Source organism: Bacteroides finegoldii DSM 17565 (assembly GCF_000156195.1).
Taxonomy (GTDB): Bacteria; Bacteroidota; Bacteroidia; order Bacteroidales; family Bacteroidaceae; genus Bacteroides; species Bacteroides finegoldii.
On sequence record NZ_GG688341.1, the window covers coordinates 2,275 to 17,060 of the forward strand.

The 14,786-nt window shown below is 42.0% G+C and carries 17 protein-coding genes; 9 read left to right on the plus strand and 8 right to left on the minus strand.

The features are described 5' to 3' along the window. Positions 1–12 precede the first annotated feature (12 nt). The 6 genes from BACFIN_RS00715 to BACFIN_RS00690 all read right to left on the minus strand — a co-directional run bounded on the left by BACFIN_RS00715 (position 13) and on the right by BACFIN_RS00690 (position 4,772). The gene (locus BACFIN_RS00715) at positions 13–390 is read right to left on the minus strand and encodes a VOC family protein (RefSeq protein ID WP_007758123.1); all 378 of its coding nucleotides are present in this window, start codon (positions 388–390) and stop codon (positions 13–15) included. Positions 391–403: 13 nt separating this feature from the next. After that, positions 404–1,546: a DUF4468 domain-containing protein gene (locus tag BACFIN_RS00710; protein WP_007758125.1), complete on the minus strand. Its 1,143-nt coding sequence runs from the start codon at positions 1,544–1,546 to the stop codon at positions 404–406. A 13-nt stretch (positions 1,547–1,559) separates the two neighbouring features. Next, entirely contained in the window at positions 1,560–2,291 is a 732-nt protein-coding gene (locus BACFIN_RS00705; RefSeq protein ID WP_007758130.1) for an MBL fold metallo-hydrolase, read from the minus strand. A gap of 67 nt (positions 2,292–2,358) precedes the next feature. Then, the gene (gene pdxH, locus BACFIN_RS00700) at positions 2,359–3,009 is read right to left on the minus strand and encodes a pyridoxamine 5'-phosphate oxidase (protein ID WP_007758132.1); all 651 of its coding nucleotides are present in this window, start codon (positions 3,007–3,009) and stop codon (positions 2,359–2,361) included. Further along, positions 3,006–3,710 carry a pirin family protein gene (locus BACFIN_RS00695; RefSeq protein ID WP_032839986.1) on the minus strand — a complete coding sequence of 235 codons (705 nt, stop codon included), beginning with the start codon at positions 3,708–3,710 and terminating at the stop codon, positions 3,006–3,008. Before BACFIN_RS00695 ends, pdxH begins: the two co-directional genes overlap by 4 nt. Positions 3,711–3,770: 60 nt before the next feature. Next, positions 3,771–4,772 (minus strand): 2-hydroxyacid dehydrogenase, encoded by a 1,002-nt coding sequence (locus BACFIN_RS00690; protein WP_007758134.1) that lies wholly within the window; start codon positions 4,770–4,772, stop codon positions 3,771–3,773. A 209-nt stretch (positions 4,773–4,981) separates the two neighbouring features. Here BACFIN_RS00690 and BACFIN_RS00685 point away from each other — a divergent pair, with 209 nt between their 5' ends. Next, positions 4,982–6,343: an OmpP1/FadL family transporter gene (locus BACFIN_RS00685; protein WP_007758135.1), complete on the plus strand. Its 1,362-nt coding sequence runs from the start codon at positions 4,982–4,984 to the stop codon at positions 6,341–6,343. 87 nt (positions 6,344–6,430) lie between these two features. On the opposite strand, the gene BACFIN_RS00680 is transcribed toward BACFIN_RS00685, so the two are convergent. Continuing rightward, entirely contained in the window at positions 6,431–7,720 is a 1,290-nt protein-coding gene (locus BACFIN_RS00680) for a porin (RefSeq protein WP_007758136.1), read from the minus strand. Positions 7,721–7,883: 163 nt separating this feature from the next. On the opposite strand from BACFIN_RS00680, the gene BACFIN_RS00675 reads away from it, so the two are divergent. The 4 genes from BACFIN_RS00675 to queF all read left to right on the plus strand — a co-directional run bounded on the left by BACFIN_RS00675 (position 7,884) and on the right by queF (position 10,863). Further along, positions 7,884–8,390, plus strand: coding sequence for an RNA polymerase sigma factor (locus BACFIN_RS00675; RefSeq protein ID WP_007758144.1), 507 nt, complete (start codon positions 7,884–7,886; stop codon positions 8,388–8,390). 180 nt (positions 8,391–8,570) lie between these two features. Then, complete coding sequence (locus BACFIN_RS00670; protein WP_007758150.1) at positions 8,571–9,251, plus strand: queuosine precursor transporter; 681 nt, start codon at positions 8,571–8,573, stop codon at positions 9,249–9,251. Between the two features lie 9 nt (positions 9,252–9,260). After that, complete coding sequence (gene queC / locus BACFIN_RS00665) at positions 9,261–9,920, plus strand: 7-cyano-7-deazaguanine synthase QueC (RefSeq protein WP_007758152.1); 660 nt, start codon at positions 9,261–9,263, stop codon at positions 9,918–9,920. A 487-nt stretch (positions 9,921–10,407) separates the two neighbouring features. After that, complete coding sequence (queF, locus tag BACFIN_RS00660; protein ID WP_007758153.1) at positions 10,408–10,863, plus strand: preQ(1) synthase; 456 nt, start codon at positions 10,408–10,410, stop codon at positions 10,861–10,863. A gap of 277 nt (positions 10,864–11,140) precedes the next feature. Here queF and rlmH read toward each other — a convergent pair whose 3' ends face one another. Then, positions 11,141–11,614, minus strand: a complete 474-nt coding sequence (gene rlmH / locus BACFIN_RS00655; RefSeq protein ID WP_004314516.1) for a 23S rRNA (pseudouridine(1915)-N(3))-methyltransferase RlmH — start codon at positions 11,612–11,614, stop codon at positions 11,141–11,143. A gap of 128 nt (positions 11,615–11,742) precedes the next feature. On the opposite strand from rlmH, the gene BACFIN_RS00650 reads away from it, so the two are divergent. From BACFIN_RS00650 to BACFIN_RS00635, 4 genes are all read left to right on the plus strand, one after another. Beyond that, positions 11,743–12,135 carry a DUF4783 domain-containing protein gene (locus BACFIN_RS00650; protein ID WP_007758155.1) on the plus strand — a complete coding sequence of 131 codons (393 nt, stop codon included), beginning with the start codon at positions 11,743–11,745 and terminating at the stop codon, positions 12,133–12,135. Then, positions 12,128–12,976 (plus strand): carboxylating nicotinate-nucleotide diphosphorylase, encoded by an 849-nt coding sequence (gene nadC, locus BACFIN_RS00645; protein ID WP_007758160.1) that lies wholly within the window; start codon positions 12,128–12,130, stop codon positions 12,974–12,976. The genes BACFIN_RS00650 and nadC overlap by 8 nt, the downstream gene beginning before the upstream one ends. A gap of 214 nt (positions 12,977–13,190) precedes the next feature. Beyond that, positions 13,191–13,742 carry an RNA polymerase sigma factor gene (locus BACFIN_RS00640; RefSeq protein WP_007758161.1) on the plus strand — a complete coding sequence of 184 codons (552 nt, stop codon included), beginning with the start codon at positions 13,191–13,193 and terminating at the stop codon, positions 13,740–13,742. Continuing rightward, entirely contained in the window at positions 13,726–14,775 is a 1,050-nt protein-coding gene (locus BACFIN_RS00635; protein ID WP_007758163.1) for a porin family protein, read from the plus strand. Before BACFIN_RS00640 ends, BACFIN_RS00635 begins: the two co-directional genes overlap by 17 nt. Positions 14,776–14,786 lie beyond the last annotated feature (11 nt).

The following is a 14,786-nucleotide window of genomic DNA, read 5'->3' on the forward strand; positions in this document are numbered from 1 at the left end:
TTTTTTATATACTTACTTTTGTGGAAGTATCTCAATCCAATAGTCATCCGGGTCATTGATGAAATACAGCCCCATAGCTGTATTCTCGAAACATACACAATTCATTTCTTTATGATAAGCTCTGATGGCATCATAGTCACCGGCCACCCGAAAACAAAGATGACTTTCATTCTCTCCAAGTTCATAAGGAGCGGCATGATCTTTTAGCCATGTCAGTTCTAGAAGAAATCCTGTTTCATTGTCTGTTAGGTAAACTAGCGTGAACGAACCATCGGAAGCCTCTTTTCGATGGTGCTCTTTCAAACCGAGCGCTTTTTCATAAAAGGCAATACTCCGTTCCAAGTCCGTGACATTGATATTGAAATGGTCAAATTTACTTTTTATTTCCATTGTTGTAATTTTCTTATTTTTTCATTAAGAGCTTCACAATTTCTCCGACGTATGTGCGGGGTTGTCCGGCTTGCGGAGTAGTCTGTGAAGGCAATTTCTTACATTCTATAACAGCCGAAGGAGTTGTTTGGTTCGGAGCATAGAGTTTCAGAGTATAATTGTCCGCTTTTTCTATGGCATCATAAGACTGATCGGGGGAAAGAGTACAATAAGCTACAGCCTTACCGGACTGATATCCCAACGCACCACCGGCGTTTGCAGTCATATTGATCATGTTAAACTCGTCCTTTCCGATACTGATAACCAGCTTGCCGCTTCCCATCAAAGCATATACCTCACCCGGAATTTGCTTCAAGTCAATTTCTACGTAACCCGGCATATCCGATGAAGCTTTACCGACCGGAGTAGCGGGAGTAAGAGTAGCAGCAGGAACTGTATTGGCAGGTTCAGTAGTCGTCACCTTTATATCGGTCTTTTTATCTGTGTTGCCAATGATAATCGGACCTGCGGCTGCGACAATTGACGGAGTTGTCTTCTCTTCCTCTTTTTTCTTCTTTTCGGCTTTAGGACGGGTATCCGGTGCTCCGAAAGCGACGGCTACATCCATAAATATATCATCTGCGAAGTCTACCGTTTTTCTACGCCATTTAGCCAGACCACGTACCAACTTGGTCTTTGTCTTATTAAGTGCATATTTATCGGTAATCCATTCTTCTGCCTTATATTTTTCTGTTTCGCGGTAAGTAAAACGGATTTTTTCCAATTCTACCAGGCAGTTACCGGGTTTGCAGGTAACGGTAATCTGGTAATTGATGAGTGTACGGTCTAACGACAAAGCACTGGAACTGAAAACAATCCATTCCTCTCCGATACCGGCAACCGTACCTTTAGCTTCATCGGAGAAAACTACCCGACTTTCAATATTCTTATTCTCTTTCAAGCGTTCTTGCATCCATTTCATAATAGTGTCGTAGATTTGCGCCTGACTCATTCCCGGAATTTGAAATTCTTTGGAAAATACGACCTTACCATCAACTTCAGGAACGGCTCCTGTAAGGTATCTGGTGTCGTCTCTTTTTTCTTTTGCAGATTCTGCCTTCATTGCCACCGGCAATGCAAGAAGCAGGGTAAGAAACAAAATTGTAAATTTATTCATAATTATTATGTGTTTATTTGGTAATCTCAAAACTTTCGCCCCGATGGGTGATGTTGACGAAACGGCAACCTGCATTTTCAGCAAAATTACGAAGTGCATTACCGCCTTCATAATCTTCACTGAAATGCATGGGCACAAATATAGTAGTTTTTATTTGTTCGATGAACTGTTTTGCTCCTTTCATATAATCTTTTCCCATTCTTCGATCTACCGGAAACAGCACTAAATCAATGTTCGACGCTTTTTCTTTTAAATATTTAACTTCTGCAAGGAAATCACCGTTGGCTTTTCGTATCTCTTCTTCGGTAGATTCTTCGCTCCAATGCCAGTTATTTAAATCACCGGCATGGAAAATACTCCAGCCTTGGAGGTGAAGCAGAAATGAACTGCCGACATCCGTCGAACCAAATGCATCGATTCGTATCGTATCATCTTCGTACGCTTCTCCTTTTTTTATGAAGAAAGCGTCTTCGCTTTTGGCACGGTGTGATTTCAGAATATCTTTGGAAAAGATGTACTGAATATCGGGCCGTTGCTCTTTCCATGTTAATATTTCACGGTTAAAGTGATCGGGGTGGAAGTGTGTAGCTAGTACGTACAATTTGCCCGGCCTTTGTAAAAGGTAATCATGTACGATTCCCCGATTATTTTCAGTTTCGGAAGAATCTTTATAGTAATCGATGATAACGGTTACTCCTTCTGCTTCGATGGCGAAACCGCTATGGTATATATAATCCAGTATCATAAGCTGAATATTTTAGGATTGCAATATTAAGTATTCTAGTTGAAGTTGCCAAGGAAAATCGACGAAATCAAGGAGCAAGACGACTGATTTCCCATTCTCCATTTAGTTGTAACGTATATAGGAAACGGTCATGTAGACGGTTCGGCCGTCCTTGCCAAAACTCAATTCTGGTAGGGACAACGGCATATCCGCCCCAATTATCAGGCCTTTCTACTTCTTTCCCTATCCAACGTGCCGCCTCTTTGATGAAAGCGCGTATTAACTGCATTCTGCTTGAAATCGGTTGGCTTTGCGGGGAAATGCGTGCACCGACCCGACTCCTATAAGGGCGTTTCCGGAAGTATTCGTCCGACTCTTCCGGAGTCACTTTGCTTGCTATTCCTTCTATATGTACTTGCCTTTCGAGTGTATGCCATACGAAAGAGAGGGAAATATATGGATTTTGTGCCAATTGTTTTCCTTTACGGCTTTCGTAATTTGTGTAAAAGACGAACTTACCATCGTGGAGTCCCTTCAGTAATACGGTACGTGTGGACGGCTTTCCTTCGGGAGATACAGTACCAACGGTGACAGCGGTCGGTTCATCTACTTTTGCGTCGATGGCTTCTTGCAACCACTGACTGAAAAGCAAAAGCGGGTCGTCGGGAAGTTCATTTTCCCGCAATCCGCTTTTAGTATATTCTTGCCGGATATCGGCTATATTTCCGTAATTTTTCACATCGGTACTTCTATTAATAAAATATGCGAGTCTTTCAAAGTTTCCAATTCAAAACTATTAGTTTCGTAGATCCCCATTCCGTCACGACGTTTCAGCACTTCGCCTTCTACTGCAATTTCTCCTTCAATGAGGAATATATATACGCCTGCATGACTTTGATGCATATGATACCCCAGTTTCTTGTCGGCCTCTACTTTGCCTATTGAGAACCAGGTGTCTTGCAAAAGAGATGCGGGAGTACTGCCGTCAGGTGATACGATGACTGCCAGCTCGTTGGGACATTCCAGCTCACTGATGTTGAAATCCTGATAAACGGGGCGTGTGTTCCGTTCTCTCGGCATAATCCAGATTTGCAGGAACTCAACCGGTTCTACGGGACTGGCATTCACTTCGCTATGGAAAATTCCGGTTCCGGCACTCATAGTCTGGATTTCTCCGACGGTAATAATCCGGCTGTTTTTCTTGCTGTCTCCATGTTGCAGATGTCCTTTCAGGGGAATGGATACAATTTCCATATTCTTGTGAGGATGTGTCTGGAATCCTTCTCCGGGCGCCACTTTGTCATCATTCAATACGCGAAGAGCACCGAAATTGATACGGTTGGAATCGAAATATTCATCGAAACTGAAGGTGTGATAACTATCCAGCCAATCGTATTGGGAATGCCCTCTTGTATCAGCTCTATGTATTACTTTTTTCATAAATAACTCCTTTTTCTTGTTGTTTATATGCTTCGTAAACAAAGTGGGAGGATAAAAGGTTTATCTCTTCACTTCATTTAGCAGAGGCTTGTGATTGATAAAATCTTTTATATTTTGTAAAGTTGTTATAGCTATGTTTTCCATTGCTTCACGTGTGAAAAAGGCTTGATGCGAAGTGACGATAACATTGTTGAACGAGAGCAAGCGGGCAAGCACATCATCGTCGATGATGCGGTCGGACTGGTCTTCATAGAAGTATTCGCTCTCTTCTTCGTAGACGTCCAATCCTGCCGATCCGATTTTCTTGTTTTTCAGGCCTTCAATCAGTGCATTGGTGTGAATTAACTGTCCGCGACCGGTATTGATAATCATTACACCGTCTTTCATTTTACTGATAGAATAGTCGTTAATAAGATATTTTGTTTCTTCAGTAAGCGGGCAATGCAGAGAAATGATATCCGAACTATGATACAGTTCGTCCAACGAAGTGTAGACAATTTGTTCTTCTCTGGCAAAGTTATAATCCGGATAAAGATCGTATGCCAGCACATTCATTCCGAAACCTTTTAGGATATGAATCAGGATTTTTGCTATTTTCCCCGTACCGATGATTCCGGCTGTTTTTCCATGCATATCGAATCCCATCAAACCATGAAGGGAGAAATTTCCGTCTTTCGTGCGCCAGGATGCACGGGGGATTTTCCGGTTCAATGATAACATCAGAGCTACGGTGTATTCGGCAACGGCATAGGGAGAGTAAGCAGGAACACGTACTACGGTGATTCCGGCAGTAGCAGCCGCATTCAGATCTACGTTATTGAATCCCGCACATCGCAGTGCCAGCAATTTTACTCCGTTCTCTGCCATAATGCGGATGACTTCTGCGTCAGCGACATCATTCACAAAGATGCAGACCGCATCTACGCCTTGTGTCAGCAGTACATTGTTCTTATTCAGATGTCCTTTATAATAACGTATTTCAAATCCGAACTCTTTGTTTTTATCGTTAAACGACGATTCGTCATAAGGCTTTGTGCCGAAAAATGCAATTGTATAGGCCATAATATTCTTTTATAATTTACTTATAATATAAACGTAAAAGCCGGTTGATTTGTTTGGACTTTATTAAGTGATAAATATAGATTGTTTCATTAGAAACAGTTTGCTTTTTCAATTAAAATAGGGAGTGATAGAAAATAAATGCACAAACATATATTTCGTGTGCAATAATGTTATATCTTTGCGCCCGAAATAATTTAAAAAAGATTTAGATGAGAAAAATTTCCTTGATTGGATTTGTGATGTTAATCGTTTCAATTCCAACTTTTGCCGGAGGGCTTCTGACAAATACTAATCAACATGTGGCTTTTTTGAGAATGTTGGCTCGTGGTGCTTCTATTGATATTGATGGTGTGTATTCTAACCCTGCCGGTTTGGCTTTCTTGCCGAGTGATGGCCTTTATTTATCTCTGAATGGGCAAAGTGCATATCAGACACGTAATATAGATATGACGTTTCCTTTATTTCCAGAGGATGGACATAGACGTTATTATAAGGGGACGGCTTCCGCACCTTTTATTCCTAGCTTTCAGGGTGCTTATAAAAAAGGCGATTGGACCATTTCTGGTAGTTTTGCTGTTGTCGGTGGTGGTGGAAAAGCTTCGTTTGATAACGGTTTAGGAATGTTTGACTCGATGATAATGGGAGGATTAGCTGCTAGTGACAAATTGAAAGGATTACAACAATTGGTGGGAGCTGGTGCTGTCTCTGATCTTTATACTCTTAACAGTGCTATGGATGGAAGTCAATTTATTTATGGTGTACAATTAGGTTTGTCATACAAGATAAATGATTGGTTAGCTGTTTTTGCCGGTGGGCGTATGAATTATTTCAGCGGTGGATATGAAGGCTTTTTGACAGCGACTGCAAATAGTGAACTGCCATCTATAGGTGGAAAAGAATTAGCAGGTATCGAACTAGATTGCGACCAAACCGGATGGGGTATAACTCCTATTTTGGGTGCTGACATAAAATTAGGAAAATGGAATATAGGTCTGAAATACGAGTTTATGACAAACCTAAATCTTGAGAATAAAACTAAAATGGCTGAGGTACGTCAGAATGGAATTGTGATGCCGGATAAAGGGAATCCATTGGCTGATTTTAAAGATGGAGTAAATACCCCGAGTGATATTCCGGCTTTATTGACTGCTGCTGTTGGTTATGAGATTCTTCCTACACTTCGTGCGTCTGTAGAATATCATCATTTCTTTGATAAAGATGCGGGTATGGCAAATGATAAGCAAGATCATTTAAAGCATGGTACACATGAAATTTTGCTAGGGGCAGAATGGGATGTAACGAAACAGTTGACTATTAGTGGTGGTTTTCAGAATACAGATTATGGCTTATCTGATGATTTTCAAAGTGATATCAGTTTTTCTTGTGACTCTTACTCATTAGGTTTTGGTGCTGCAATCAAGATGACGAAGCATTTGACTATGAACGTCGCTTATTTTTGGACAAACTATAAAGATTATAAAAAAGTGACAGAGAGTGTGCTTGGACTTTCAGCTACTACTTACAGTCGTACTAATAAAGTATTTGGATTGGGAGTAGATTATAAATTCTAATTGACCTGATCTTTTTTATAACAGAAATTGAGTTAATAATGAGGAAAGGGAGATAGCATTTTCATCTGTTATCTCCCTTTTTGTTTTTTAGAAAGAATACTGCATCAGCAAATTTAACCGGTTCGCGTGACGGGTTGAAGAGCTGAAATCTGTACGCCACCCTCTCAGATATTCAACTCCGACCTGCATATTGTTGCTGACATTCCAGAAGGCATTGGCTACAAGATACTGGCCTTTACGGTATGATTCCGGATTTCCGCTTGGGTATCCGTTTTCGGAATATAGTCTGGACAGGCTGTACGTTCCGGAGACAAAGAAACTTGGGCAGAAGTTGTACTGTAATCCTGCATACCATCCTAACATAGGAAGAACCTGCATTTTACCTTCATTGTCCGGGTCGGGGACGATATCTACATTCAGATTACTCAAGTCGTTAAGATAAGAGCCGATTCCCTTACCATAGTTTAACTGTCCGTAAGCTTGTAATTTTTTTGTGACATTGAATGTTGTAGACGCTTGCAAACCGAATCCGGTTTTGGAATAAGCTTTGTCGTACACATTACTTGAATAAATCATGCTACGTATTATAGCGCTTAGTTTGATATGGCTGCTGCTGTTCCAGTTATATTGTGCGGAAGTGGCAAAGTCCGGCATACGTTGCGTGTTGATGGAAATATCACTGTTGGTTGTACCGTCTACCGAAGGCATTTCCATAGCGACACCGAACTTCCAGTTTTTCAACTTATCGCACATATAGCTTAATTGTGTAGTACGGTAGAATGCTGAACCGTTAGGGCCCGCAAAGTCGATAGTGGGAGGGAGAGCGACGAGGTCCATGAACGAACCGTAACTGTAACCGATGGTGAAACCGAGAAATTGTGCATAAGCATTTTGTAATTCAAATGTTTTCCCGTCTCCACGAAAGTTTCCGGCAGTATAGACAACAAAGTCTCCGAGATGCTTCGTACGTCCTACCAATTTAAGGAAGAGGGTAGAAGTGGTGATGTCCATCTGAAACTGATTTTTAGCGAAATTTCCGCTTCCACGTTGCGGGATCAACGCCGGGTAGAAATCCACATCATCTACGATACCGCCAAAGTCATATTCTGCTGTCGCACGGACGTAGCCTCCGATACCTAAAGCGAATTTTCCTTTCTGGTCAGTCAGCAGGAAGCGGGGAGCATTCGGATCATGGAAACGCAGTTGCGAACGGTCGTTCATAATCCGGATGATCTCGTCTCCTGCTTTGTCACGGGAGATAAACATGATGGAATTAGGTTCCTCGTCTTCGATGATTACCTTTTTCTGCGCATTGGCACAGAGGGGGAAAATTCCCATCCCCAGTAGCATTGCTACCATTTTGAAACTAGTCTTCATTATCAGTTAAGTTTTAGGTGAATGCCCAAAGAACAACTAAAAAAAGAAATGGTTGAGAGAGGCAAAGGAAAAATTGCCAAACTAATCGGAAGAATTGCTATTTATAATCATTCTAAAAAGACGGATCTTTGTACCGTAGTAATCAGATAAAGAAAATACGACGATGGAAAAAGTAGAATTTACTCAAGGAATATTAGCGATACAGCCGGATTTACATCGCTTTGCATATAAGTTGACGGCAGACCGTGATTCTGCCAATGATTTGGTGCAGGATTGTGTGTTGCAGGCATTAGATAATCAGGAGAAGTTTACGTATAGTAAGAACCTGAAGGGGTGGATGTATACACTGATGCGTAACATTTTTGTCAATAACTATCGCCGTACTGTTCGCGAAATGAATATCATGGATGATAATTATTCTATCAATCAACAATATCAGATTGAAGATGAAGATGCGGATAGATTTGAATTTACATATGACATGAAACATCTGTATCGTGTGATACATTCGATACCGGAAGAAATGAAAGTTCCTTTCCAGATGTTTGTGGCAGGATTTAAGTATCGGGAGATTGCCGACAAGTTAGGGTTGCCGATGGGAACGGTAAAGAGCCGTTTATTCTTTATCCGCAAACGGCTGAAGGAGGAACTTAAAGACTTCTCTGCTTAAAGCAAAGTTCTTGATTTTGAGTGGTGTGCCTGTTTTTCTATATATGGATAATAGAATTCGGCAGTCTTGATGCGCTTGTTTCAGTTTTATTTTCTATCTTTGCACCCCGAAAGATAAAATAAAGTATGATGCCGTGAATAGCGGTCGTGTATTCTAGAACACCACGTAAAAACAGGAATTATGAAAGAAAAAGTATCCGTACCTTTTATGCTGCTGGGCATTTTATTTAATGTATGCCTTATTGCGGCGAATCTTCTTGAGACAAAAGTAATCCAGATTGGTAGTCTGACCGTGACTGCAGGATTGTTGGTTTTCCCAATTTCTTATATTATTAATGATTGTATCGCCGAAGTATGGGGATTCAAGAAAGCCCGCTTGATAATTTGGAGCGGTTTTGCCATGAATTTCTTTGTTGTCACTCTCGGGCTGATAGCCGTAGCCATTCCAGCTGCCCCTTTTTGGGAAGGAGAAGAACATTTCGATTTTGTATTCGGTATGGCTCCCCGTATCGTAGCTGCCAGTCTGATGGCTTTCTTGGTTGGCTCGTTCCTCAATGCGTATGTGATGAGCAAAATGAAAATTGCCAGTCAAGGGCGTAACTTTTCCGCTCGTGCCATTTTGTCAACCGTTGTAGGTGAAACGGCGGATTCGTTGATATTCTTCCCGGTGGCTTTCGGAGGAATCATCGCTTGGAAAGAGTTGTTTATTATGATGGGTATTCAGATTGTGCTGAAGTCCATGTACGAAGTGATTATCCTTCCGGTAACTATCCGTGTGGTGAAAGCTATTAAGCAAATAGATGGTAGCGATGTTTACGATACCGATATATCCTACAATGTACTGAAAATCAAAGATATTTAAGATAGATTTATGAATAGAGAAGCAGCATTGGTTGTGTTCAGTGGAGGGCAAGACTCTACTACGTGTCTGTTTTGGGCAAAACGCAACTTTAAGAAAGTGTATGCTCTGAGTTTCCTGTATGGTCAGAAACATCAGAAAGAAGTGGAGTTTGCACGGGAGATAGCCCGGAAAGCGGAAGTGGAATTTGATGTGATGGACGTGTCTTTTGTCGGGCAACTTGGACATAACTCTTTGACTGACACTACAATGGTGATGGATCAGGAAAAGCCCGCAGATACTGTTCCCAATACTTTTGTGCCGGGGCGTAATCTGTTTTTTCTGAGCATTGCAGCGGTATATGCCCGTGAACGCGGTATAAACCACTTGGTAACAGGGGTTTCCCAAACCGATTTCAGCGGTTATCCCGATTGCCGTGATTCCTTTATCAAGTCTCTCAATGTAACGTTGAACTTGGCTATGGATGAACAATTTGTGATCCATACTCCTTTGATGTGGATTGATAAAGCGGAAACATGGGCTTTGGCCGACGAACTGGGTGTGTTGGAGTTGATTCGTAATGAGACTTTGACGTGCTATAATGGCGTTCAAGGGGATGGCTGCGGACATTGTCCGGCTTGTAAGTTGCGTCGGGAAGGATTGGAGAAGTATTTAAAAAGTAAGAATCAATAATATCTCTACACAGAGATTAAAATGTATTTTTTGCTGTCATCTGTCACATTCTTATAGATAAACAATTGATTATAAATTGTATATCTTGTGACAGCAAGCAGTGACAGCAGCTAAATTTGAAGTTTTGTTGTCACATCTGTTGTCACCGGTAAGCTCCGGCTAGCAAATGATAGTAAGCTTTGTATCTACGGTAGTTTTGTCCGATAAGCGGTGGTTTAAATTAGTTTCAACAGCTTGAAACTGTTGTTTCATCGGTGAGAAACTAAAGTTTCAGTGGCATGAAACTAAAGTTTCCGGTGCTTGAAACTATTGGTTCTGCTGTAAGAAACTATCTGTTCTCCAGTGTGAAACATTCTGTTTCATGCCGTGAAACACACCGTAACAAGTAAGATGAGGATAAAGCAAACGTGGGCTGGGAGTTGATGGTGATAGGTGATAGAGAAAATACGTTTTTTGTTTAGTGTAGAGCTCGTAACTAGTAAGTGCAATGACTGAATTAAAAGACCAGCTTTCCTTATTGGGAAGAAAAACCGAGTATAAGCAAGATTATGCTCCGGAAGTATTGGAAGCCTTTGATAATAAGCATCCTGAAAATGATTATTGGGTACGTTTCAACTGCCCGGAGTTCACAAGTCTGTGTCCTATTACCGGACAGCCGGACTTTGCGGAAATACGTATCAGCTACATTCCCGATATAAAAATGGTAGAAAGCAAGAGCTTGAAACTCTATCTTTTCAGTTTCCGTAATCATGGAGCCTTTCATGAAGATTGTGTGAATATTATAATGAAAGATTTGATAAAGTTGATGAATCCCAAATACATTGAAGTAACCGGAATCTTTACTCCACGTGGTGGTATTTCCATTTATCCGTATGCTAATTACGGTCGTCCGGGAACAAAGTTCGAACAGATGGCGGAACATCGTTTGATGAATCGGGAGTAACTGATAAATTGTATTTGGAAGAAAAAGGGAGATAAATGATATTTCCCTTTTATTACAACTTATTGGGGAAGCTTTTTTAGCAATTCCAAAGTATTGGGTTCGATAGTCTTGTCCATGTCTGCATTGGATATGTCTATATCCCAAAACAAGTGGTGGGATAGTTTTGATATGTAATCCTTACTTTCTTGCATATTATCCATTATATTCTTTACAAAGAAACTGTTTTATTTGAAATCAGCCAAACAGATTGACTCTTTTAACATGACAGGCTATGTTTTTATTCGTGATGATACGGCCCTCCATTTAATATAGTCATAGCTCGATAAATCTGCTCCACGAATATCAGTCGGATCATCTGGTGCGAGAAAGTCATCTTTGACATTGAAATCTTTTCGTGTGCCGCTTGATATACTTTTTCCGAAAAGCCATACGGTCCTCCGATAATGAAAACCAGTCGTTTATTCACCGTATTCATTTTCCGTTTCATATACTCGGCAAATTCAAGGGAACGCATCTCTTTCCCGTGCTCATCCAATAATACCACCACATCACCCGGTTGAAGGGCTTTCAGAATCAGCTCCCCTTCCTTTTCTTTCTGCACCTCCATCGAAAGACTTTTTGTATTTTTCAGTTCGGGGATCACTTCCATATCAAAAGTGATATAACGTTTCGTACGCTGTATATAGTCGTTGATAGCTGTAATATAATGCTGTTCTACGGTTCGTCCTACGACGAGCAAGGTTGTTTTCATATCTTTGCAATTGTATTTAATTGCACAAAAATAGGCATTTTTTATGTTATTCTGCAATTAATGCTTACCTTTGCCTATCATTAGTTGAAAGTTTAAGTCTTTAAACTACAACTTAAAAGCTTGTATTTATGAAAAAACGAGTGCTCGTAGGAATGGCCGCTTTGCTTCTTTCCTTCTCGTTGCTAATGGCGCAGGAGATACCGGCAGGAGTGATTACGGCATTTAAAAGAGGAAGCTCACAAGAGCTGAGTAAGTATATGGGGGACAAGGTAAACCTGGTGCTCCAAGGTAGCTCGACAAACGTTGACAAACAGAAAGCGACCGCTGTGATGCAAGACTTCTTCACGAAGAATAAAGTCAATGGGTTTACAGTGAACCATCAGGGAAAGCGGGACGGGTCAAGTTTCGTTATCGGTACGTTGGCCACAACGAACGGAAACTTTCGTGTGAACTGCTTTCTGAAAAAAGTACAGGATAAATGTTTAATACACCAAATAAGAATTGACAAAATCAATGAATAAGGAAAAAGAACTGATCGACAAACTGATCGATCTTGCTTTTGCAGAAGATATAGGTGATGGTGACCATACCACCCTGTCATGTATTCCCGCTACGGCAATGGGAAAATCAAAATTGCTTATCAAGGAAGTCGGTGTGCTGGCCGGTATCGAAGTGGCTAAAGAAATCTTCAATCGTTTCGACCCGACGATGAAAGTCGAAGTGTTTATCAATGACGGTGCGGAGGTGAAGCCGGGTGATGTGGCAATGGTGGTGGAAGGTAAGGTGCAGTCCTTGCTTCAAACCGAACGCCTGATGTTGAACGTGATGCAGCGCATGAGCGGTATCGCGACCATGACACGCAAATATGCGAAGAAACTTGAAGGCACTCATACCCGCGTATTGGATACCCGTAAGACAACTCCCGGTATGCGTATCCTTGAAAAGATGGCAGTAAAGATTGGCGGTGGCGTAAATCATCGTATCGGGTTGTTCGACATGATTCTGTTGAAAGACAATCATGTGGATTTTGCCGGAGGTATCGACAAGGCCATCACCCGTGCCAAAGAATACTGCAAGGAAAAAGGTAAAGAACTGAAGATAGAAATAGAAGTCCGCAACTTCGACGAACTGCAACAAGTGCTTGATTTAGGTGGTGTAGACCGTATCATGTTCGACAACTTCACTCCCGAAATGACTAAAAAGGCAGTAGAAATGGTGGCTGGCAAGTATGAAACCGAATCTTCCGGCGGTATCACCTTTGATACTCTTCGTGATTATGCCGAATGTGGCGTTGACTTTATCTCCGTCGGGGCTTTGACGCATTCCGTGAAAGGACTGGACATGAGCTTCAAAGCGTGCTGATTTTTTTCACCACAGAGGACACAGAGTACACAGAGGAATAATGATAGGAAATTCTTCCTATAAAGTAAGTTTAAATCCTCTGTGTACTCTGTGTCCTCTGTGGTGAATCTGTTTAACTTCTTTTAGCAATATCCATTGCAGCATTCCTCAAATTCTTGCGTCTAATGAGTAAAACGACGCAGACATACGTCCGATTTTAAAAAGGTAATTGACTTTGGAAAACGAGATAGAACTGATAAAGGGCTGTCGGGCAGGAAAGGATTCAGCCCGAAAGGAACTTTACACCCTCTATTCCAAACAAATGCTGGCGGTATGTTTCCGCTATACGGGTGATATGGATGTGGCGCACGATGTACTGCATGACGGTTTCATCAAGATTTTTACCAATTTCTCCTTTCGGGGCGAGTCTTCGCTCTGTACATGGATAACCCGAGTGATGGTGACTCAAGCACTTGATTACCTGCGGCGGGAGAAACGGGTAAATCAGTTGGTGGTGCATGAAGAGCAACTTCCCGATATCCCCGATATATCAGATTCGGGAGGAGGGGCAGGTATCTCCGAAGAGCAATTGATGACATTTGTTGCCGAATTGCCGGATGGTTGTCGAACCGTTTTCAACCTTTATGTGTTTGAAGAGAAGTCACACAAGGAGATAGCCAAGCTGCTTCGTATTAAAGAGCATTCGTCTACTTCGCAGTTACACCGGGCCAAATATTTGTTAGCAAAAAGAATTAAAGAGTATAGGAACCATGAAGAAAGAAAATGATGAAATAACCGATCTGTTTCGCGCACGTCTCGCCGATACCGGGATGAATGTACGGGATGGTTTTTGGGAAGAGCTTTCGCAGGATATTCCTGTGGCTTGTCAACATCGTCGTCGGCTCCTGCTCTTCCGTGTGGCGGCTGCGGCGTCCGTACTGCTTGTTCTGGCAGCTTCGTCGGCCACTTTCCTGTATTTCTCACCTAAAGAAGAGATGGAGGAAGCGTTTACCAAGATAGCCGCGACGAATGGAGGGCAGATGGATGGAGACGGGATACGTGTCAATCAACTGCCGCTGCCGGTAGAACCGGTATTGCAGAAACCGGCTCCTCAGTCATTCGGAATGTTGTCGCAATATACGGAAGATGAGGACTCGCTTGCCTTTACTTTCTCGATGTCGTTCTCTTTCTCGTCCACGGCTACAGGGCATGAGCGCCCTTACGGTAACGAACGCCATAGTGGTTATTGGCAGGCAGCGAATGGAAATACGGAAACTTCTGTCGGCCGGGAGGAAGAACGGGCGGATTTACCTGTGACTTCGGAGAAAATAATGAAGAAACGTTGCTGGGCTGTGAAAGCTCAAGTAGGCATGGCGCTTCCGGCAGAGGACGGTACTTACAAGATACCTGTTTCCGCAGGAGTAACAGTAGAACGAAAGTTGAACGACTATCTGGGGATAGAAACCGGACTGCTTTATTCAAATCTTCGTTCGGCTGGACAGCATTTACATTATCTGGGTATACCCGTGCGGGTAAACGTGACACTGGTAGATACGAAGAAAGTAGACCTTTATGCTACCGTAGGCGGAGTGGCGGATAAATGTATAGCCGGTGCGTCGGATAACAGTTTTAAGGAAGAACCTATCCAATTGGCGGTAACTGCCGGTATTGGAATCAATTATAAGATTAATGACCGGCTTGCGGTTTTTGCCGAGCCCGGTGTTTCGCATCATTTCAGTACCGATTCGAAACTGGCTACGGTACGCACGAAGCGGCCGACTAACTTTAACTTGCTCTGCGGACTTCGCATGACGTATTAACCCTTATGAAA

Coding starts and splice junctions, on each gene's coding strand:
- queC (WP_007758152.1), top strand. CDS start 9,261: ATGAATAGAGAAGCAGCATTGGTTGTGTTCAGTGGAGGGCAAGACTCT.
- BACFIN_RS00690 (WP_007758134.1), bottom strand. CDS start 4,772: ATGGCCTATACAATTGCATTTTTCGGCACAAAGCCTTATGACGAATCG.
- BACFIN_RS00685 (WP_007758135.1), top strand. CDS start 4,982: ATGAGAAAAATTTCCTTGATTGGATTTGTGATGTTAATCGTTTCAATT.
- BACFIN_RS00675 (WP_007758144.1), top strand. CDS start 7,884: ATGGAAAAAGTAGAATTTACTCAAGGAATATTAGCGATACAGCCGGAT.
- nadC (WP_007758160.1), top strand. CDS start 12,128: ATGAATAAGGAAAAAGAACTGATCGACAAACTGATCGATCTTGCTTTT.
- BACFIN_RS00670 (WP_007758150.1), top strand. CDS start 8,571: ATGAAAGAAAAAGTATCCGTACCTTTTATGCTGCTGGGCATTTTATTT.
- rlmH (WP_004314516.1), bottom strand. CDS start 11,614: ATGAAAACAACCTTGCTCGTCGTAGGACGAACCGTAGAACAGCATTAT.
- BACFIN_RS00715 (WP_007758123.1), bottom strand. CDS start 390: ATGGAAATAAAAAGTAAATTTGACCATTTCAATATCAATGTCACGGAC.
- BACFIN_RS00695 (WP_032839986.1), bottom strand. CDS start 3,710: ATGAAAAAAGTAATACATAGAGCTGATACAAGAGGGCATTCCCAATAC.
- BACFIN_RS00705 (WP_007758130.1), bottom strand. CDS start 2,291: ATGATACTGGATTATATATACCATAGCGGTTTCGCCATCGAAGCAGAA.
- BACFIN_RS00680 (WP_007758136.1), bottom strand. CDS start 7,720: ATGAAGACTAGTTTCAAAATGGTAGCAATGCTACTGGGGATGGGAATT.
- BACFIN_RS00710 (WP_007758125.1), bottom strand. CDS start 1,546: ATGAATAAATTTACAATTTTGTTTCTTACCCTGCTTCTTGCATTGCCG.
- BACFIN_RS00650 (WP_007758155.1), top strand. CDS start 11,743: ATGAAAAAACGAGTGCTCGTAGGAATGGCCGCTTTGCTTCTTTCCTTC.
- queF (WP_007758153.1), top strand. CDS start 10,408: ATGACTGAATTAAAAGACCAGCTTTCCTTATTGGGAAGAAAAACCGAG.
- BACFIN_RS00635 (WP_007758163.1), top strand. CDS start 13,726: ATGAAGAAAGAAAATGATGAAATAACCGATCTGTTTCGCGCACGTCTC.